General features: G+C 64.5%; 16 protein-coding genes. 9 read left to right on the forward strand and 7 right to left on the reverse strand.

Annotated elements, in window-relative coordinates; genetic code table 11:
• The first annotated feature begins 8 nt into the window (after nucleotides 1-8).
• The 5 genes from ACXAF3_RS10925 (at nucleotide 9) to ACXAF3_RS10945 (ending at nucleotide 3,908) form a co-directional block, all read left to right on the forward strand.
• The gene (locus ACXAF3_RS10925; RefSeq protein WP_475112332.1) at nucleotides 9-536 is read left to right on the forward strand and encodes a MotA/TolQ/ExbB proton channel family protein; all 528 of its coding nucleotides are present in this window, start codon (nucleotides 9-11) and stop codon (nucleotides 534-536) included.
• Nucleotides 537-657: 121 nt separating this feature from the next.
• The gene (locus tag ACXAF3_RS10930) at nucleotides 658-1,059 is read left to right on the forward strand and encodes an ExbD/TolR family protein (protein ID WP_475112333.1); all 402 of its coding nucleotides are present in this window, start codon (nucleotides 658-660) and stop codon (nucleotides 1,057-1,059) included.
• Between the two features lie 5 nt (nucleotides 1,060-1,064).
• Nucleotides 1,065-1,688, forward strand: a complete 624-nt coding sequence (locus ACXAF3_RS10935) for an energy transducer TonB (protein ID WP_475112334.1) — start codon at nucleotides 1,065-1,067, stop codon at nucleotides 1,686-1,688.
• Nucleotides 1,689-1,699: 11 nt separating this feature from the next.
• The gene (locus tag ACXAF3_RS10940; protein ID WP_475112335.1) at nucleotides 1,700-3,040 is read left to right on the forward strand and encodes a tetratricopeptide repeat protein; all 1,341 of its coding nucleotides are present in this window, start codon (nucleotides 1,700-1,702) and stop codon (nucleotides 3,038-3,040) included.
• 217 nt (nucleotides 3,041-3,257) lie between these two features.
• Nucleotides 3,258-3,908, forward strand: coding sequence for an energy transducer TonB (locus ACXAF3_RS10945; protein WP_475112336.1), 651 nt, complete (start codon nucleotides 3,258-3,260; stop codon nucleotides 3,906-3,908).
• A gap of 45 nt (nucleotides 3,909-3,953) precedes the next feature.
• Here ACXAF3_RS10945 and ilvD read toward each other — a convergent pair whose 3' ends face one another.
• The 4 genes from ilvD to ACXAF3_RS10965 form a co-directional block, all read right to left on the reverse strand.
• Nucleotides 3,954-5,789 carry a dihydroxy-acid dehydratase gene (ilvD, locus tag ACXAF3_RS10950; protein ID WP_475112337.1) on the reverse strand — a complete coding sequence of 612 codons (1,836 nt, stop codon included), beginning with the start codon at nucleotides 5,787-5,789 and terminating at the stop codon, nucleotides 3,954-3,956.
• Between the two features lie 110 nt (nucleotides 5,790-5,899).
• Entirely contained in the window at nucleotides 5,900-7,225 is a 1,326-nt protein-coding gene (gene argA, locus ACXAF3_RS10955) for an amino-acid N-acetyltransferase (protein WP_475112338.1), read from the reverse strand.
• A gap of 209 nt (nucleotides 7,226-7,434) precedes the next feature.
• Entirely contained in the window at nucleotides 7,435-8,589 is a 1,155-nt protein-coding gene (gene argE / locus ACXAF3_RS10960) for an acetylornithine deacetylase (protein ID WP_475112339.1), read from the reverse strand.
• Nucleotides 8,582-9,445: a carboxylate/amino acid/amine transporter gene (locus tag ACXAF3_RS10965; protein WP_475112340.1), complete on the reverse strand. Its 864-nt coding sequence runs from the start codon at nucleotides 9,443-9,445 to the stop codon at nucleotides 8,582-8,584. The genes argE and ACXAF3_RS10965 overlap by 8 nt, the downstream gene beginning before the upstream one ends.
• A gap of 30 nt (nucleotides 9,446-9,475) precedes the next feature.
• Between ACXAF3_RS10965 and ACXAF3_RS10970 the strand changes: the two genes are divergently transcribed.
• Entirely contained in the window at nucleotides 9,476-9,925 is a 450-nt protein-coding gene (locus tag ACXAF3_RS10970; RefSeq protein ID WP_475112341.1) for a DUF6314 family protein, read from the forward strand.
• 3 nt (nucleotides 9,926-9,928) lie between these two features.
• Here ACXAF3_RS10970 and ACXAF3_RS10975 read toward each other — a convergent pair whose 3' ends face one another.
• The 3 genes from ACXAF3_RS10975 to ACXAF3_RS10985 form a co-directional block, all read right to left on the reverse strand.
• Nucleotides 9,929-10,726: a PhzF family phenazine biosynthesis protein gene (locus ACXAF3_RS10975; RefSeq protein ID WP_475112342.1), complete on the reverse strand. Its 798-nt coding sequence runs from the start codon at nucleotides 10,724-10,726 to the stop codon at nucleotides 9,929-9,931.
• 87 nt (nucleotides 10,727-10,813) lie between these two features.
• The gene (locus ACXAF3_RS10980) at nucleotides 10,814-12,088 is read right to left on the reverse strand and encodes an inorganic phosphate transporter (protein ID WP_475112343.1); all 1,275 of its coding nucleotides are present in this window, start codon (nucleotides 12,086-12,088) and stop codon (nucleotides 10,814-10,816) included.
• A gap of 10 nt (nucleotides 12,089-12,098) precedes the next feature.
• Entirely contained in the window at nucleotides 12,099-12,776 is a 678-nt protein-coding gene (locus tag ACXAF3_RS10985) for a TIGR00153 family protein (RefSeq protein ID WP_475112344.1), read from the reverse strand.
• A 168-nt stretch (nucleotides 12,777-12,944) separates the two neighbouring features.
• On the opposite strand from ACXAF3_RS10985, the gene tfpB reads away from it, so the two are divergent.
• The 3 genes from tfpB to ACXAF3_RS11000 all read left to right on the forward strand — a co-directional run bounded on the left by tfpB (nucleotide 12,945) and on the right by ACXAF3_RS11000 (nucleotide 18,778).
• The gene (gene tfpB, locus ACXAF3_RS10990; protein WP_475112345.1) at nucleotides 12,945-14,720 is read left to right on the forward strand and encodes a type IV pilus assembly ATPase TfpB; all 1,776 of its coding nucleotides are present in this window, start codon (nucleotides 12,945-12,947) and stop codon (nucleotides 14,718-14,720) included.
• A gap of 103 nt (nucleotides 14,721-14,823) precedes the next feature.
• Nucleotides 14,824-17,676 carry a bifunctional [glutamate--ammonia ligase]-adenylyl-L-tyrosine phosphorylase/[glutamate--ammonia-ligase] adenylyltransferase gene (gene glnE / locus ACXAF3_RS10995; RefSeq protein ID WP_475112346.1) on the forward strand — a complete coding sequence of 951 codons (2,853 nt, stop codon included), beginning with the start codon at nucleotides 14,824-14,826 and terminating at the stop codon, nucleotides 17,674-17,676.
• Nucleotides 17,677-17,815: 139 nt separating this feature from the next.
• The gene (locus ACXAF3_RS11000) at nucleotides 17,816-18,778 is read left to right on the forward strand and encodes a branched-chain amino acid transaminase (RefSeq protein WP_475112347.1); all 963 of its coding nucleotides are present in this window, start codon (nucleotides 17,816-17,818) and stop codon (nucleotides 18,776-18,778) included.
• Nucleotides 18,779-18,790: the final 12 nt, after the last annotated feature.

Below are 18,790 nucleotides of genomic sequence, written 5' to 3' on the forward strand. Positions count from 1 at the left end.
GCGGCAACATGCACGCATTGACTGACGCATGGGCCGCCGTCAACGCCTTTATGGCGTCGGGCGGGCCAGTACTGTTTCTGATCGCCGGCCTGACCTTCTTTATGTGGACGCTGATTTTTGAACGTATCTTCTACTTCCACAAATCGTTGAAGGAAGACGTTCAGGGTGCGGTGGACCAGTGGGAGGAGCGCCCCGAGCGCAAATCCTGGAATGCCCACCGCATTCGCGAAGCGCTGATTTCCCGGGTATCCGAGAAGATCCAGGACAATATGGACATGATCCAGGCCTGTGTGGCCCTGGCACCCCTGTTCGGGCTGCTGGGCACCGTCTGGGGCATGATCAACGTGTTCGAGATCCTCGCGATTACCGGCGGTGGTGATGCGAAGCAAATGGCCAGCGGTGTCTCCATGGCGACCATCCCGACGATGGCCGGCATGGTTGCGGCACTGTCCGGCGTATTTGCCAACACCTACATCACCCGTAAAGCGGAGCGCGAAACTCAGCTGCTGGAAGACCATCTGACGATGGATCACTAAGGCACCACAAGCGGCGGATAAAGCCCCGCTCTATCCGCTGCGAAGGTTTAGCCAAGCCAGATAACTTCCGATGGGCCCAGTGCAGTTGGGGCCGTCGAGAAAGTTCGCTAAGAGAGTTGCTATGAGCAAAAGACAAAATACGGCAGAAGAAGAAGCAGGAGCGATCGACCTCACGCCCATGCTGGACGTGGTGTTTATCATGCTGATCTTCTTTATCGTCACTGCGACCTTTATCAAGGAGCCGGGTGTCGATATTCTGAAGCCGGAAGCGACACAGGCTGAACTCAAGGCCACCTCTATTCTGGTAGCGATCAACGAGAACGATGAAATCTGGATTGCCAAGGAAAAAGTCGACGAGCGCCAGGTGAAACTCACCCTCGAGCGCCTGTACGCGGAAAACCCGAAAGGGTGGTTGGTAATTCAGCCCGATAAGAAAGCGAGTATCGAGAAAATCGCCCTGATCGCGGATGCTGCCAGGAAGATTGGTATCGAGAAAGTTTCGGTCGCGACAGAAAAGAGTTAACAGCTATGAATCCGGTAAGACTAATAGGGGCGGGCGCACTGGCGATAGCCACGACCTTTGCCCTGATCTTCACCATGCATCAGCTGATTGAGGCAAACATGAAAGCTCCCGAAGAGGAGGAGCAGATCAAGGTTGCCGACGTCGTGATGCCTGAAACGAAGATCGAAACCCAGTACGACACCAGCAAGCCGGAAAAACCCGACGAGCCGGAAACTCCGCCGCCGGAAATGCCGGAGCCTGAATTCGACGAGCCGAACCTCGATGACACCATCAACATGTCCGCGCCGCGTGCGAGCGCAGACCTGAAGATCGGCGGTCTCGGCGGCGCCTTCAGCGAGGGCGACTACCTGCCCATCGTGAAGGTACAGCCGCAGTATCCGCGCCGCGCATTGCAGCGGGGTATCGAGGGCTATGTAATCGTCGAGTACACCGTGACCAAGAACGGTTCCGTGCGCGACCCGAAGGTGGTAGAGGCCTATACGCTGGATGGCAACCCCACCACCATCTTCAACCGGGCGGCGATCAAGTCTGCGTTGAAGTACAAGTACAAGCCGCGCGTGGTCGACGGTGAGCCGATCGAAGTGCCTGGTGTAAAAACCAAGATCAGCTTTAACCTGGCCAAGAACTAAAGGGGAAGCATATGAAGTTGACGACCGTGACGAGAGCTTTTTCCAAGCTCGCCCTGCGCACGTCGGTAGCCCTGCCCCTGGTTCTGGCACCGGCGGTGAGCGTCACCGTGCTGGAGGCGGTGGGTGTCGAAACCTCTTTCGCCAAGGCCGAGGCTGCGGAGCAGAAGACGCGTAAAGTACCTGCCATGCGGGAGAACGTGTTCAAGAAGCTGGGCAAGGTGCAGGAGGCTGCCGACGCGCAGAACTGGAACGCGGCCCTGGCCGCGCTGCGGGAAATGGAAGCCGGCAAGAGCAAGTACAACGGCTATGAAATAGCGCAGATGTACTACTTCTACGGCTTCGTTTACTACAGCATGGAGAAGTACCGCGAAGCGATCACCTACTACAAGAAGGTGCTGCAGCAGGGCCCTGAAAACCTGCCGGTGGCACTGGAAGTGGGCACTCTGCTGACCATCGCCCAGCTGTATTTCGTGACCGAAAACTACGATCAGGCGCTCAACTACCTGAACAAGTGGTTTGCCGCCGCGGACAAGGACCAGATCACCGCGGACTCCTACGCCCTGCGCGCCCAGGCCTATTACCAGAAGGGTGACAACGGCAAGGCGCTCACGGACATCAACACCGCCGTGTCGATGTACGAGAAAGAGGGCAAGGTGCCGAAGGAGAACTGGCTCGGCCTGCAGCGCTTCCTCTACTACGAGAAGAACGATTACAAGAAGGTAACCGAGATTCTCGAGAAGCTGGTTAAGCACTACCCGAAAGGGGAGTACTACAAGCAGCTCGCGGGTATGTACGGCGAGCGCAAGCGCGAGAAAGACCAGCTGCACATGATGGAAGCGGCCTATATCGCCGGCGCCCTGCAGAAAGAGAAAGAGCTGTTGAATATGGCCTATCTCTTTATGGGTCACGAGATGCCCTACAAGGGGGCCAAGGTGATCAAGAAGGGGCTCGACGAGAAGAAGATCAAGCGCACTTCCAAGAATCTGGAAACCCTGGCTCAGGCTTACCAGATGGCACAGGAGCTGGAGAAGTCGATTCCCCAGTTGGAAGCCGCAGCACAGCTTTCCGACAAGGGCGATATCTATTCGCGTCTGGCCGGTATCTACCTGGACCTGGACAAGAATGAGAAAGCCATTGAAATGGGCAGCAAGGCACTGAAGAAGGGCAATATCAAGCGCCCGGATCAGCTGTACATCGTTCTGGGTATGGCCAATGCCAACCTGAAGAAGTACGACGCCGCCCTGGCCAACCTCAAGAAGGCCCTGAAGGACGAGCGTTCCAAGAAGTTCGCCCAGCAGTGGATCGCCTTCGTCGAGAGCGAGAAGAAGCGCGAGGAGCAGCTGGCAATCTGATCGCCACAGCCTCCTCTGTCCTCAAAAGGCCGCACAGAAATGTGCGGCCTTTTTTGTGTGTGAAGCCGGACTCTGATCAAAAATTGAACGTGCAATTGCGAATTATTTGCAATTTCGCGCAAATCGACTAATTGGTGAGGGTAGCTGATCAGCTTTTTCCAAACCCGGCGGCCCGGGCCGCCGATTCGACACCCTAACAATAATCAGGAGAGGTGTTATGGATAGAGCTTGTTCGCTGTATTCCAATCCCGTTGTTTTTTTCACGCACCAACTGGCGCACTACGGGCGCAACCTGGCCCTGGCCGCCGCGGTGACCGCGCTGCTGGTGCTGGCGATGAGCCGGCTGATTGCGACTGACTATGCGCCGCCACCGGATCTGCCGCACTCGCCGATCAAGTCGGTGCATCTGCCGGACCTGAAGCCGACCGTGGAGAAGTCACAGCCGCCGGTGAGGCCCGCTGATCCGCCGCCGCAGCCGGTGACACGGGTGCCGGACAGGACTGTCGAGCCGGCCCAAACCACGGTCGTGATTGCGCCGCCGACCCCGCGTGGCGGCGGGGTGGACCCGGTGGTTGTCGCGCGGGATCCGCTGCCGATCTTCAAGCCGGCGCCGCGCTATCCTGCGGCCGCATTGCGCCGGGGGATAGAGGGCTATGTGGTGGTCGAGTTCACGATCACCAGAAGTGGCGGTGTCAGGGATGTGCGCGCGGTGGCCGGTTACGACAGCGCCGGCAATCCGACCGATATATTCAACCGCTCCGCGGTGGCCGCGGCTTCACGCTTCAAATACCAGCCGCAGCTGGAGGGTGGCGTAGCGGTGGAGCGCCACGGCGTGCGCAACCGGATTTCGTACAGGCTGGCGGACTAATGGACGTAGGAGCGGCCGTCGGCCGCTCCTACCGCAGAGAGGAGGCTAGTCTATTTCCCGCACAGCGCCCCTGTCGGCGCTGGTGGCGAGCAGCGCATAGGCCTTCAGTGCCTTGCTGATCTTGCGCGGGCGCTTCTCGACCGGCTTCCAGGCATCTTTCCCCCTTGCACTCATCGCGTCGCGGCGCCGCTGCAGCTCCCCATCGCTGACGAGCACCTCGATGGTACGCGCCGGGATATCGATGCGGATGGTGTCGCCATCCTCGATCAGGCCGATGGCGCCGCCGGCGGCCGCCTCCGGGGAGACATGGCCGATGGAAAGACCCGAGGTGCCACCGGAGAAGCGGCCGTCGGTAATCAGCGCGCAGGACTTGCCCAGACCCTTGGACTTCAGATAGCTGGTCGGGTACAGCATCTCCTGCATGCCGGGTCCGCCCTTGGGGCCCTCGTAGCGCACTATCACCGCCTCGCCGGCCTGCACCTGGCCGTCGAGAATACGCTGCACCGCGCTCTCCTGGCTCTCGACGATATGGGCCGGGCCCTCGAACCGCCACAGGGCCTCGTCCACGCCGGAGGTCTTGACCACGCAGCCGTCCGGGGCCAGGTTGCCGAACAGCACCGCCAGGCCGCCCTCGGCGGAGTAGGCGTGTTCCACCGCGCGGATACAGCCGTTCTCGCGGTCGCCGTCCAGGCTCGGCCAGCGGGTGTTCTGGCTGAAGGCGGTCTGTGTCGGGATGCCGGCCGGGCCGGCGCGGTAGAAGTCGTGCACGGCCTGGTCGTCGGTGCGGCGTATATCCCACCGGTTCAGCGCCTCGAGCAGGGAGCTGCTGTGCACCGTCGGCAGTGATGCGTCCAGCAGGCCGGCGGCCTCCAGTTCGCCGAGGATTGCCATAACACCGCCGGCGCGGTGCACATCCTCGATATGGTATTTCTGCGTGTTCGGCGCCACCTTGCACAGCTGCGGAATCCTGCGTGAAAGGCGGTCTATGTCGGCCAGCGTGAAGTCCACCTCGCCCTCCTGGGCGGCGGCGAGCAGGTGCAGAATGGTGTTGGTGGATCCGCCCATGGCGATATCCAGGGCCATCGCATTCTCGAAGGCGGCGCGGTTGGCGATGCTGCGCGGCAGCGCGCTCTCGTCATCCTGCTCGTAGTAGCGCTTGGCCAGCGCGACGATTTCGCGGCCGGCGCGCAGGAACAGCTGTTCGCGGTCCGCGTGGGTCGCCAGCAGGGTGCCGTTGCCGGGCAGGGACAGCCCCAGGGCCTCGGTCAGGCAGTTCATCGAGTTGGCGGTGAACATGCCGGAACAGGAGCCGCAGGTGGGGCAGGCGGAGCGCTCGTACTCGGCCACCTCCTCGTCGCTGGCGGTATCGGTGGCGGCGATCACCATCGCATCGACGAGATCGAGTTTGTGCTCGGCCAGCTTGGTCTTGCCCGCCTCCATGGGACCGCCGGAGACGAAGATCACCGGGATATTCAGCCGCAGCGCCGCCATCAGCATGCCGGGCGTGATCTTGTCGCAGTTGGAGATGCACACCAGCGCGTCGGCGCAGTGGGCGTTGACCATATACTCCACCGAGTCGGCGATGATCTCGCGGCTGGGCAGGCTGTAGAGCATACCGTCGTGGCCCATGGCGATGCCGTCGTCCACCGCGATGGTGTTGAATTCCTTGGCCACGCCGCCGGCCTTCTCTATCTCCCGCGCCACCAGTTGGCCCATATCCTTCAGGTGCACATGGCCGGGCACGAATTGGGTGAAGGAGTTGGCCACCGCGATAATCGGCTTGTGGAAATCTTCGTCCTTCATACCGGTGGCCCGCCACAGGGCGCGGGCGCCGGCCATATTGCGGCCGGCGGTGGAGGTGCGGGAGCGATACTGGGGCATTGCTTGAATCCGACTGTACAAAACGGGGTGACAGCTTAGCAAAAAATGGCCGCTGCCGGGATGGTTTCGCGCAGACCGTCAGGTCTGTGCGCTTTGTTAGGATGTGCGTTTCACAGTGCGGGCTGTTGCGCGGACAGCCGCTTGTGCAATACCCGCGAATTGCGCTGGATGTTGTACAGCGACTGCCGCGCGGCGGGCAGGTCCGCGGCCGCGACCTGGGTAAAGCCCTGTTCGATAAACCAGTGCGCCGTCTGGGTCGTGAGCACATACAGGTCGTCGAGGCCAAGTGCCCTGGCCTGGCGTTCCAGGTGGTGCAGCAGCTTGGCGCCGCGGCCGCCGCCGCGGAAGTCCGGGTGTATCGCCACGCAGGCGATCTCCGCCGCGACCTTAACGCCGCGCTCGTCCTGGATCGGGTACAGGGCCGCGCAGGCGACCGGGGTGCCGTCCACCTCGATCAGCGTGAAGTGATCTATCTCCGCCTCCAGTTTCTCCCGCGAGCGGCGTACCAGTATGCCCTGTTTTTCCAGCGGGCGTATCAGGCCGAGAATGCCGCCGACGTCGGTGATGCGCGCGCGGCGGATCACCTCGTAGCTGTCGCGGTAGATCATGGTGCCGGCGCCCTCGCGGCGGAACAGCTCCTGCACCAGGGCGCCGTCCTGGGCGTAACTCAGCAGGTGGGTGCGCGGGATACCGGCGTTGCAGGCGACGATGGCGCAGCGCAGCGCCTCGCTGTCCACCTGTGCGGCCACCTGCTCCGCCTGCACCAGGCTGAGTTCGTGCACCGCCTCGCCTTTGACCAGCAGCTGCGGCGCCTCGCGGAACAGCACCAGCTTTTCCGCCTGCAGCGCCCGCGCGGCCTGCGCGGCCAGGTCGAGATAGTTCAGGTTGAACAGTTCGCCGGTCAGCGAGGTACCGAGCGGCGACAGCAGTACCAGCGCGCCCTGTTCCAGTGCGCGGTTGATGGTATTGACCTCCATGCGCCGCACGGCGCCGGTCCAGCGCAGGTCTACGCCGTCCAGTACGCCGATCGGGCGCGCGGTGACAAAGTTGCCGGAGATCACTTTCAGCGCCGAGCGCGCCATCGGCGAGTCGGGCAGTCCCTGGGAAAAGGCGGCCTCGATATCGAAGCGCAGCTTGCCCACCGCCGCCTTGATGACTTCCAGTGTCTCGCGACCGGTCACACGGGTGTTGCCGTGAAACTGGTTTTCGATACCCCGCTCGGACAGCGCGCGATTCACCTGCGCGCGGGCGCCGTGCACCACCACCAGGCGCACGCCGAGGCTGACCAGCAGGGCCAGGTCGTGCACCAGATTGCGGAAATTGGCGTGCTCCAGCGCATCGCCGGGAATACCGATCACCAGGGTGCGGCCGCGCAGGTCGTTGATATAGGGCGCGGCGTGGCGAAACCAGTTCAGGGAGGCGTTGTTGTCGCTCACTAACTTTCTATTCCGTGTGTTTATTGGCGTCGGGTGAATATACCGCAAACTTTTACTTGTGCGGCGCTCGAAAGATTAGCTCTCCTCTCCCGCGTGCGAGAGAGGGGCCGGGGGAGAGGGCGGTTGGACAGCGCTATGTAAGCCGGTACGGTGGCGGCCACCGGCATCGCGGCCTTCGCTTTGGATTACTATGTTTTTTATCTGTTGCATCAAAGGCAAAATTTAGCAATCAACCCGCGCAGCACTTCCACCATAGGGTCAATGCGCTCCAGACCCAGATACTCATCCGGTTGGTGCGCCTGATCGATATCCCCCGGGCCGAGTACGATGGTATCCATGCCCATACTCTTGAAGTAGGGCGCCTCTGTGGCGAAGGCCACACTCCCGGCACTGTGGCCCGTGAGCCGCTCCGCGGTTTTTACCAGCTCGGAATTGCCGTCCTGCTCGAAGGCCTCGGTGCCGAGAAACAGCGGCGCATACTCGAGCTGGATTTTTTCATCCTCGACGCAGGCGTGCAGGCGCCGGTCCAGCTCCGCGCGCAGATCTTCCAGCGCCATACCCGGCAGCGGGCGCACGTCGAACTGCAGTTCGGTAAAGCCACAGATGCGGTTCGGATTGTCGCCGCCGTGGATACAGCCGAGGTTCATCGTCGGTACCGGCACCGCGAAGCCGGGGTTGCTGTAGCGGCTCTGCCACTCGCCGCGCAGCTTCAGCAGTTCCCCGATGGCCCTGTGCATCGCCTCCAGCGCGTTGGCGCCGAGGGAAGGGTCCGAGGAGTGGCCGGACTGGCCGGTGATGCGCACCGCCTCCATCATCGCGCCCTTGTGCATGCGGATCGGCTTCAGGCCGGTGGGTTCGCCGACCACCGCGTAGCGGGCCCTGGGGCGGCCGGCTTTGACCAGCGCGCGGGCGCCGGCCATCGAGGTCTCCTCGTCGGCGGTGGCGAGCACAATCAGCGGCTGGCGCAGCGGCTTGTCGGCGAAGGCCTTGGCCGCCTCTATCGCGATGGGGAAAAAGCCCTTCATATCGGTGGCGCCGAGGCCGTAGAAGCGGTTGTCCCGCTCGGTGAGCACGAACGGGTCCGAGCGCCACAGGCCGTCATCAAAGGGCACAGTGTCCGTGTGTCCGGCCAGCACCAGGCCGCCGTCGCCCCTGCCGAGGGTCGCGATCATATTGGCCTTGCCGGGCTGGCCGTCGAGCGGCATCAGTTCCACCGCAAAACCCAGCGTCTCCAGCCAGGCGGCGAGCAGCTCCACCACGCCGCGATTGCCCATATCCAGTTTGGGGTCTGTGGCGCTGACACTGGGGCAGGCCACCAGTTGCCGCAGCTGCTGTTTCAGGTCCGGAACCGCCTTGTTAGCCATGGTGCTTTCCTTGTCGTTTGTTGCGCAGTTCGCTGGCGATGACCGCCGCGACTATGATGGCGCCGCCGGCGGCGAGCCGGCCGATGTCGGCGTCGCGGTTCCAGATTAACAGATTCACCAGCAGGCCAGCAGGAATCAGTGCGTTGTTCATCGCCGCCAGGGTGCCGGGGGAGACCTGGGTGGCGCCCCGGTTCCAGAGGAAATAGCCGAGGCCGGAGGCCGCCAGCCCGAGCCACAGCAGCACGCCCCACTGCACCGCCGTCTGCGGGTACTGCGGCCTGCCGAGCAGCAGCCAGGCGGCGAGTGCCACCAGGGCTGCGCCGAGAAAAAACCAGGCGAAGGTCTGCCGCGCCGGCAGCGGCTGCCCGCGCCGCATAAACTGTCTGTAGGCGACCTGGCCCAGGGCGAAGCAGAAGTTGGCGCCCTGCACCACGGCGAATCCGCTCCAGTAGCTGCCGTCTAGCCTGTCCCAGCGGATGATCGCCGCGCCGACTACCGCGAGTGCGGCGACAAACAGGTTCCAGGGGGAAAAGCGCCCGGCCAGCAGGTCGTAGAGCAGGGAGATGTACACCGGCGTAAAAATGGTGAACAGCAGCACCTCCGGTACGCTGAGCAGCAGGAAGGACTGATAGTAGAAGAGGTACATCAGACCCAGCTGCACGGCCCCTATGGCCATCAGCGTCAGTGCCGTGCGCGGCGGCGTGCGGCGCCAGCGCAGCAGCGGCAGGAAGACCAGTGCCGCCAGCAGTACGCGGGTCAACACGGAAAAATAGCTGTCCACCTGGCCGGCCAGGTAGACTCCGATCAGACTGAAGGAAAAGGCCCAGAGGGCGGTGACAAAGATCAGTGACGGCATCGAATCGGTGGTTGGTGGTCAGTGAGTGGTGTGCAGTGTAAAGGCATAGAGGGTCTGTGGCAGCGGCTTGCGCGGGTGACGCAGTTCAGTTTCACCGCCAGCAACGGCCCGGGCTCCGCCACCGACTGGCGCGGCCACGCCCGCGGCAGCGTCGAGGTTGACGAGTGCGCGGGGCAGCTGGTTTTTCGCGAGGCGGCGCGCTTTACCCACAGCGACGGGCGCGAGGTGGCGCTGCAGAACCGCTATCGCTGGACGCTGTTGGCGGCGTCGGTACGCCTCGAACATCTGCGCCGCGACGAACCTGTGCTGCTGTTCGAGCTGCAGCCGGTGACAGAGCACGGCTTCCGCCAGGCGGCGGCCCATCTCTGCGGCAGAGACAGGTACACTGCGGAACTGTTGCTGCACAAGAATGAAATAGAACTGATCTGGCAGATTCACGGGCCGCGCAAGAATGAGCGGCTGCACTACCACTACTGGTAGCGGCTACAGCGTGATTTGCCCGCGCAGATAGGTCACCGCGCGGCCGCGCATCAGCACCCGCCCGCCGGCGAGCTCGCACTCCAGCGCCCCGCCGCGGGCAGAAATCTGCCGCGCATTCAGGCGCGTCCTGTCCAGTTTTTCCGCCCAGAAAGGTGTCAGCAGCGTGTGCGCAGAACCGGTGACCGGGTCCTCGTCGATACCGATGGCGGGCGCGAAGAAGCGGCTGACGAAATCGCATTCGAAGCCGCTGCCGGCGGCGGTGCAGATGACACCCCGGTAGGGCAGCTGCGCGACGGCACGCATATCCGGCCGCAGCTCCGCCACCTGCACCGCGTCGGCGAATTCCAGCAGCATCATGTCGCTGTTGCCCGCGCGCGCCAGTGCGCGCAGTGGTTTCGCGCCCAAGGCGGCGCCGTATTCGGGCGTCAGCGCAATCTCTCGCGGCGGCTGGGCCGGGAAATCCATTTCGATCAAATCCCCCGCGCGGCGCACGCGCAGCTCGCCGCTCTTGGTAAAGAAGCGGATGGTTTCGGTCTGGCAGCCCAGCTCCGTCCACAGCAGGTGCGCCGTCGCCAGGGTCGCGTGGCCGCATAGGGGCACTTCCGCCGCGGGCGTGAACCAGCGCAGTTCGTAGCCGTCGGCGGCGGGTACGGTGAAGGCGGTCTCGGCGAGATTGTTTTCCGCCGCGATCGACTGCAGCAGCCCGTCCGCGAGCCACTGCTGCAGCGGCACCAGCGCGGCGGGGTTGCCGCCGAAGCGTTTCGAGGTGAAGGCGTCGGCCTGGTAGATGGGCAGTTGCATGGGCATATCCTTATCGCCAAGAAAAAAGGGGAAGCGCCTTTGCGCTTCCCCTTTTTATCAGAGCGGGATGGCAGCGGCCAGCCGGCTTTAGCCGAAAACGCCCTTGAAGAAAAAGAAGAACAGGATCGCGATACCGGCGCCGGCGGGCAGGGTGACTACCCAGGAGGCGGCGATGGTGGTGATCATGCGCAGGTTCAGCGCACCGATACCCCGCGCCAGGCCGACGCCCAGCACCGCACCGACGAGGGTGTGGGTGGTGGAGATCGGCAGGCCGGTGCCCGAGGCCAGCACCACGGTGGAGGCGGCGCCCAGCTCGGCGGCGAAGCCGCGGCTTGGGGTCAGCTCGGTGATCTTGCGGCCGATGGTGGCCATGACCTTGAAGCCGTAGGTGGCGAGGCCGACAACGATACCCAGGCCCCCGAGCAGCAGTATCCAGGACGGCATGGTGGCCTTGGCCACCACGGCGCCGCTCTGTACCGTGTTGACCACGGCGGCCAGCGGGCCCACCGCGTTGGCCACGTCGTTGGAACCGTGGGCGAAGGCCATGGCGCAGGCGGTGAAGATCATCAGGATCGCGAACACCCGCTCCACGTTGGCGAAGCGGTTGTCCTTCTCCCGCGCCGGGTCGCGCTTGATGCGTTTCAGCATCGCCATGCCGATTCCCATGACCACCAGCCCCGCCAGCGCGGCGATGCCGGCGTCCTGGATAAAGCTGAGTTTGATATCCGCGTCTTTCAGCACATGCTTCAGGCCCTTGGTCAGGGTGACCATGGCGATCATCCAGCCCACCGCGAACATGTAGAAGGGGATGTAGCGCTTGGCGTTGGCGAAGGGATCCTCGGTGTTCAGGATCAGCCGCTGCACGCTGCGGAACAGCAGGAAGGAGATGGTGCCGGCCAGTACCGGGGAGACGACCCAGCTGGCGACGATGGAACCCACCTTGCCCCAGGCCACCGCATCGGCGGAGATGCCCACCGCGGAGAAGCCGACGATGGCGCCGACGATGGAGTGGGTGGTGGACACCGGCCAGCCGAGAATGCTGGCGATCATCAGCCAGGTGCCGGCCGCCAGCAGTGCCGACAGCATGCCGTAGACCAGCAGTTCGGGTTGCCCGGCGAAGACCTCCGAGTCGATGATGCCCTTGCGGATGGTCGCGGTTACCTCGCCGCCGGCCAGGTAGGCGCCGGCGAACTCGAACACCATCGCGATCAGGATCGCCTGCTTGATGGTCAGTGCGCGCGAGCCCACCGAGGTGCCCATGGCGTTGGCGACGTCGTTGGCGCCCACGCCCCAGGCCATAAAGAAGCCGAATACACAGGCGAGAATCAGCAGGATAGTGCCGTATTGACTGAGAATTTCCACGGTTGCCCCCCTAGCGCGCTAACAACAACTGCAATCGGTTGCCCACGCTGTGGGCGCGGTCGGCCAGATCGCCGATCCACTCAATGACCCGGTACAGGAACATCACGTCCACCGGTGGCAGGTCTTTCTCGATCGCGAACAGCGCCGCGCGTATCTCCACCTCCAGCTTGTCGGACTTGCGCTCCAGCTCGTCCAGCTCCTCGGTCATGCGCCGTGCGATATCCACCTCGCGGCCGGCGAAGCCGCTCTCGAGCAGCTCGTCCAGCTCGTTGATGGCGCGCAGCGCCTGGGCCGAGGCGGCCACGGCGCTGTCGACGAAGGTCTTCATCAGCGGCTGCAGCTTCTCCGGGATCTGCATCTTGCGGCCGGTGGCGAGGCCGGCGATATCCTGGGCGGTGTTGGCCACCTCGTCCTGGGCGTGCAGCAGTTCCAGCAGGTCGGAGCGGGAAACCGGCATAAACAGGCTGTCCGGCAGGTGCAGGCGCAGGTCTTTCTTGATGTCGTCGGCGCGGTTCTCCGCCCCGGAGATACGCAGTTGTATCTTCTCTGCTTCGGCCAGATCGCCTTGCATCAGGGCTTCGAAGAAGGGGATCAAATCCGCCGAGGCCTCGTGGGCCGTGGCCATGTGCTGCTCGATCGGTTTGATCGGCGAGCGGCCGAACAGGGCGGCGATATTGGACAAGGGCATGGTTAGCTCCTCAGCTCTGGGTGCGAAATGGCCGGCATGGTACCCCAAGTTGCCGCCGAATCGGTAATGGGGCGGCCACCGGGCGTTAACGATGCACTGTCGCGGCTGTGCGATAGAGCTACAATGCGCCGTCGGGTACTGAAAAGAATAGAAGACGGGTGTATTGATATGACGGCGACGAAAGCGGCGGACCGGATCCTGGACCTGCGCGGGCTGCTGGAGGATCTGGTGTCCCAGGGCTATATCAGCCGCGCGGATGCGAACCGCCTGGTCGGCACGCCGCGCACCGCCGAGCAGGCGCAGATGCACCCGCTCTCCTATATCGCCAGCTGCGAGCTGGAGAACCAGAAACGCCCCGGCAAGCCGCTCGACGCGGCCACCCTGACCCAGTGGCTGGCCGATACCTCCTCCCACGGCCTCTACCATATAGACCCGCTGAAGGTGAACGTGGCCGCGGTGACCGAGGTGATGAGCTTCCAGTTCGCCAAGCGCCACCAGATACTCTGTGTCGAGGCGACCCCGGAGATGCTGCTGGTGGCCACGGCCCAGCCCTATGCCAGCGGCTGGGAGGAGCAGCTGGAGCACACCAGCGGCCGCACCGTGCAGCGGGTGGTGGCCGACCCGGCGGATATCCAGCGCTACTGCGTCGAATTCTACTCCCTGGCCAACTCCATCTCCGGCGCCAGCGGCCTCAAGGGCAGCTCCGGCGCGGGCAATTTCGAGCAGCTGCTGGAACTGGGCAAACTCAAGGAGCCGGACGCCGACGACCAGCACATCGTCAATATCGTCGACTGGCTGCTGCAATACGCCTTCGACCAGCGCGCCAGTGATATCCATATAGAGCCGCGCCGGGGTATCGGCCGTATCCGCTTCCGCATCGACGGCGTGCTGCACCCGATTCACGAGCTGCCGGATCAGGTCAACGCGGCGGTGACCAGCCGCCTGAAGATTCTCGGGCGCATGAACGTGGCGGAGAAGCGCAAGCCCCAGGACGGCCGTATCAAGACCAAGCGCCCGGATGGCAGCGAGGTGGAACTGCGCCTGTCGACCCTGCCCACTGCCTTCGGCGAAAAGCTGGTGATGCGGATCTTCGACCCGGAGGTGCTGGCGCGCTCCTATTCCGACCTGGGGCTCGCCGGCGAGGATCTGGCGCGCTGGCAGAAGATGCTCGGCCGCCCCAACGGTATAGTGCTGGTGACGGGCCCCACCGGCTCCGGCAAAACCACCACCCTGTACACCGGCCTGAAGCAGCTGGCCACCAGCGAGGTCAATGTATCCACCATCGAGGACCCGATCGAGATGGTGGAGGAGAGTTTCAACCAGACCCAGGTGCAGCACTCCATCGGCCTGGACTTCGCCGCCGGTATCCGCACGCTGATGCGCCAGGACCCGGATATCATCATGGTGGGTGAGATCCGCGATCTGGAGACGGCGCAGATGGCGGTGCAGGCGGCGCTGACCGGTCACCTGGTGATCTCCACGCTGCACACCAACGACGCCCCGACCGCGGTCACCCGCCTGTTGGATCTGGGCCTGCCCCACTACCTGCTGAAATCCACCGTGATCGGCGTTATGGCGCAGCGGCTGGTGCGCACCCTGTGTCCGGCCTGCAAGCGCAAGGACAGGGTGAGCGAGGACGACTGGCAGGCACTGGTGCGGCCGTGGAAGGCGCCGCTGCCGGAGGCCATCTACCGCCCCGAGGGCTGCCTGGAGTGCCGCAACACCGGCTACCGCGGCCGCCAGGGTATCTACGAGATACTGCCGTTTTCCGAGTCGATTCAGACCCTGGTGACCGCCGACTGCGACCTGCAGGCCCTGCGCCGCCAGGCCATGCGCGAGGGTATGAACAGCCTGCGCCTGTCCGGGGCCAAGAAGGTGGCCGCCGGTATCACTACGGTGGCCGAGGTACTGCGCGTGGCACCGCCGCCGGATATTGCGTTTTAACTAGTCTCCCGCTCGCGGGAGGGCCCCGGCAGCAGGGCCTTCGCATTGAAAACGGAGCTCTTTCCCCGTAGGAGCGGCCCACGGCCGCGATAGGACGTCGAAAATGCCCCTATTCGAAAACTGCCCAGCAGAATTTCTCCCCCAGCTCGAAGACCAGTGGAATCACTGGCGCGAATCCGCCGGCGAGGCGCTGTCCGCAAATACGGAGGCGCTGTTGCGGGATGAGTCCCGGCAGCTGGCCCTGGCGCGCAGCTTTATCGGCTCCGACTTTTTCTACCGCCACTGCTGTCACAATCCCGAACTGCTGCCCGCGCTGCTGCAAAGCGAGGATCTGGGGCTCGACGCAATCGACACAGGCCCGTTCGACAGCGAGGAGGTTCTCGACCGGGCGCTGCGCCGGCTCAGAAACCGCGTCACCGCCGAAGTGATCTATCGCGATTTCGCCGGCCAGTGGGATATTCCGCGCGTCTGCGCGCGCCTGAGCGATCTGGCTGAAACCTGCGTTCAAGCGGCGCTGGCCTGGCACCACCGGGCGCTGGCGGCGCGCTACGGCGAACCGCGCGATGCCGACGGCGAGGCCCAGTCTCTGGTGGTGCTGGGTATGGGCAAGCTGGGCGCGCGCGAGCTGAACCTGTCCTCGGATATCGACCTGATCTTCGCCTACCGCGCACCGGGCGAGACCGATGGGGCGCAGAGCATCGAGAACCAGAAGTTCTTCCAGCGCCTCGGCCAGCGCCTGATCAAATCCCTGGACGCCATCACCGCCGACGGCTTCGTGTTCCGCGTCGATATGCGCCTGCGCCCCTACGGTGACAGCGGTCCGCTGGTGAGCCACTTCGCCGCACTGGAGGACTACTACCAGACCCAGGGCCGGGAGTGGGAGCGCTACGCGATGGTCAAGGCGCGCCCGGTGGCGGGCGATGGGGCCGTCGCCGCCGAACTGATGGAGCTGCTGCGCCCCTTCACCTACCGCCGCTATATCGACTTCAGTGCCATAGACGCGCTGCGCGAGATGAAATCCCTGATCCAGCGCCAGGTGCGCGCCCGCGGCCTCAGCGACAATATCAAGCTGGGCCGCGGCGGCATCCGCGAGGTGGAGTTTATCGTCCAGGCGTTCCAGCTGATCCGCGGCGGCCGCGAGCCGGCCTTGCGGGAGCGCAACCTGCTGAAGCTGCTGCCGCTGCTCGAGGCTGACGGCCACCTGCAGCCCGGCGCGGCCGCGCAGCTGGCGGGCGCCTACCTGTTGCTGCGCCGCGTGGAGCACGCGCTGCAGGCGGAGCGCGACCAGCAGACGCAGACACTGCCGGCGGAGGAGGCGCGGCGGCAGCGCCTGGCTTTCGCCCTCGGGCGCGACGACTGGCCGCAGCTGCTCGGCGAACTCGCCGCCGCGCGCGCGCTTGTCGAGCGGGAATTCGACGCGGTCATAGCGCCGCCGGAGGAGATAGCCGAGCCGAGTGCGGCGGAGGAGTGGGAGGCCCTCTGGGCCAGCTGCGCCGACGCCCCCAGCGGCGAGACCAATCTGCGCACGCTGGAGGAGGCCGGCTTCGCGCCGGCGGCCGAGGCGCTGGATCTGTTGGCGGAGCTGCGCGCGGCGCCGCTGGTGGCGGCGCTGCCGGCGGCGGCGCGCGCGCGCCTGGACCAGTCCATGCCGCTGCTGCTGGCCGCCGCGTCGCGGGAGTCGCAGCCGCTGCTGGCGCTGTCGCGGGTGCTGCCGCTGGTGCGCTCGGTACTGCGCCGCAGCGCCTATCTGGTGCTGATCAACGAAAACCCGCCGGTGCTGAGCCAGCTGCTGCGCCTCTGCGCGGCCTCGCCCTACATCGCCGGGCAGCTGGCGAGCCACCCGATACTGCTCGACGAGCTGCTCGACTCGCGCCGCCTGCTGGCGCCGGCATCCGCCGCCGATATCGCCGCGGAGCTGCGCCGCGAAATGCTGCGCGTGGATCCATCGGACCTGGAGGCGCAGATGGAGGCGCTGCGCCATTTCAAACAGAGCCAGAGCCTGCGCATCGCCGCACAGGAGGTCAGTGGCGCCCTGCCGCTGATGAAGGTCAGCGACTCGCTGACCTGGCTGGCGGAGGCGATACTGCAGCAATCGCTGACCCTGGCCTGGGCGCAACTCGTAGAAAAGCACGGCGTGCCGGCGGGGGCCTCCCAGGACGATATGCGCTTTGCGATCATCGCCTACGGCAAGCTCGGCGGCCTCGAGCTGGGGCACGGCTCCGACCTGGATATCGTCTTCGTGCACGACGCCGACCCGATGCAGAGCACCGACGGCGCCAACAGTATCGACAACCTGCGCTTCTACACCCGGCTGGCGCAGCGGTTGATCCACATACTGCAGACCCGCACCCTGAGCGGCCCGCTGTACGAAGTGGACACGCGCCTGCGTCCGTCCGGCAACTCCGGCCTGCTGGTGACATCGCTCGCGGCCTTCGAGAAATACCAGCGCGAGAGCGCCTGGACCTGGGAGCACCAGGCGCTGGTGCGCGCGCGCCCGGTGGCCGGCAGCGCGCGGCTCGGCGCGGACTTCGAGCGGCTGCGGCTGGAATTGCTTTGCCAGGCGCGGGACGCGAATAAATTGCGCGAGGAAGTGGTCGCCATGCGCGACAAAATGCGCGCGCACCTGGATAAGAGCAACGATAAAAACTTCGATCTGAAGCAGGGTCCGGGCGGTATTGTCGATATTGAATTTATGGTTCAATATGCAGCACTGGCCTGGGCGCACAAAGCGCCGTCGATAGTGCGTTACACCGACAATATCCGCATTCTCGAGCGTCTGATCGACGCGGGCCTGATGCCGGCCCACCAAGCCGAGCATCTGATCGACGCCTACAAAGCCTACCGATCTGAAGGTCACCGCCTGGCACTACAACAATTGCCGGGCGTTGTTAGCGGTGACCAATTCAAAGCGGAAAGAAAGACCGTTCAAACAAACTGGCAGCAATTGCTCGGCTAAGTAAATTGCCGCGGGCTCCGCTGCCTACACTGTTTTTATCGGGTTTCACCCTGTAGGAGCGGTCGCTGGCCGCGGCTGGTCCCGGCTCTCGCCCCGCCCCCTACAGAGTGCAGATAGCGAAATTTGTAGGAGTTTCCCCATGTCTTTTGCCGACCGTGACGGCGTTATCTGGTTTGACGGCGAGCTGGTTCCCTGGCGCGATGCGCGGGTCCATGTGCTCACCCATACACTGCACTACGGCATGGGCGTCTTCGAGGGCGTCCGCGCCTACGAGACCGGTGGCGGCACCAGTATTTTCCGCCTGCAGGACCACACGCGGCGCCTGTTCCGCTCCGCCAAGATCATGAATATGCCGATGCCGTTCGACGCCGAGCAGCTGAACGAGGCCCAGCGGCTGGTGGTGCGCGAGAACAATCTGCGCGAGGCCTATCTGCGGCCGATGGCCTTCTACGGCTCCGAGGGTATGGGCCTGCGCGCCGACGCACTGCAGACCCATGTGATCGTCGCCGCCTGGGAGTGGCCCAGCTATATGACGCCGGAGGCGCGCGAGCTGGGTATCAAGGTGAACACCTCCTCCTACACCCGCCACCATGTGAATATCAGCATGTGCAAGGCCAAGGCCAACGGCAACTACATCAACTCGATGCTGGCCCTGCAGGAGGCGGTGCGTAACGGCTGCGAGGAGGCGCTGCTGCTGGACCCGGAGGGCTATGTGGCCGAAGGCAGTGGCGAGAATATCTTTATCGTGGCGGACGGCGTCCTCTACACGCCGGAGCTGACCTCCTGCCTGGACGGCATCACCCGCAACACCGTCATCGAGCTGGCGCGGGAGTGCGGCTACCAGGTGGTGGAGAAGCGCATCACCCGCGACGAGGTCTATATCGCCGACGAGGCCTTCTTTACCGGCACCGCCGCCGAGGTGCTGCCGATCCGCATGCTCGACGGCCGCACCATTGGTGCGGGCCGCCGCGGCCCGATCACCAAGCGCCTGCAGGGGCTCTACTTCGACGTGGTGCAGGGCAGGAGCCAGGCACACCTGGGCTGGCTGAGCGACGTATCCGAGCCCAATCTCGGCGAAGAGGGGCGGCTGGCGGCGGTATAGGCAGCCGCCGCC

Source organism: Microbulbifer sp. ABF4_143 (assembly GCF_056160225.1).

Excerpts from the sequence above, each read along its gene's own strand:
- ACXAF3_RS10945 (WP_475112336.1), top strand. The coding sequence starts at position 3,258 with ATGGATAGAGCTTGTTCGCTGTATTCCAATCCCGTTGTTTTTTTCACG.
- ACXAF3_RS10940 (WP_475112335.1), top strand. The coding sequence starts at position 1,700 with ATGAAGTTGACGACCGTGACGAGAGCTTTTTCCAAGCTCGCCCTGCGC.
- glnE (WP_475112346.1), top strand. The coding sequence starts at position 14,824 with ATGCCCCTATTCGAAAACTGCCCAGCAGAATTTCTCCCCCAGCTCGAA.
- argE (WP_475112339.1), bottom strand. The coding sequence starts at position 8,589 with ATGGCTAACAAGGCGGTTCCGGACCTGAAACAGCAGCTGCGGCAACTG.
- ACXAF3_RS11000 (WP_475112347.1), top strand. The coding sequence starts at position 17,816 with ATGTCTTTTGCCGACCGTGACGGCGTTATCTGGTTTGACGGCGAGCTG.
- ACXAF3_RS10925 (WP_475112332.1), top strand. The coding sequence starts at position 9 with ATGCACGCATTGACTGACGCATGGGCCGCCGTCAACGCCTTTATGGCG.
- tfpB (WP_475112345.1), top strand. The coding sequence starts at position 12,945 with ATGACGGCGACGAAAGCGGCGGACCGGATCCTGGACCTGCGCGGGCTG.
- ACXAF3_RS10975 (WP_475112342.1), bottom strand. The coding sequence starts at position 10,726 with ATGCAACTGCCCATCTACCAGGCCGACGCCTTCACCTCGAAACGCTTC.
- ACXAF3_RS10935 (WP_475112334.1), top strand. The coding sequence starts at position 1,065 with ATGAATCCGGTAAGACTAATAGGGGCGGGCGCACTGGCGATAGCCACG.
- ACXAF3_RS10985 (WP_475112344.1), bottom strand. The coding sequence starts at position 12,776 with ATGCCCTTGTCCAATATCGCCGCCCTGTTCGGCCGCTCGCCGATCAAA.
- ACXAF3_RS10965 (WP_475112340.1), bottom strand. The coding sequence starts at position 9,445 with ATGCCGTCACTGATCTTTGTCACCGCCCTCTGGGCCTTTTCCTTCAGT.
- ilvD (WP_475112337.1), bottom strand. The coding sequence starts at position 5,789 with ATGCCCCAGTATCGCTCCCGCACCTCCACCGCCGGCCGCAATATGGCC.
- ACXAF3_RS10930 (WP_475112333.1), top strand. The coding sequence starts at position 658 with ATGAGCAAAAGACAAAATACGGCAGAAGAAGAAGCAGGAGCGATCGAC.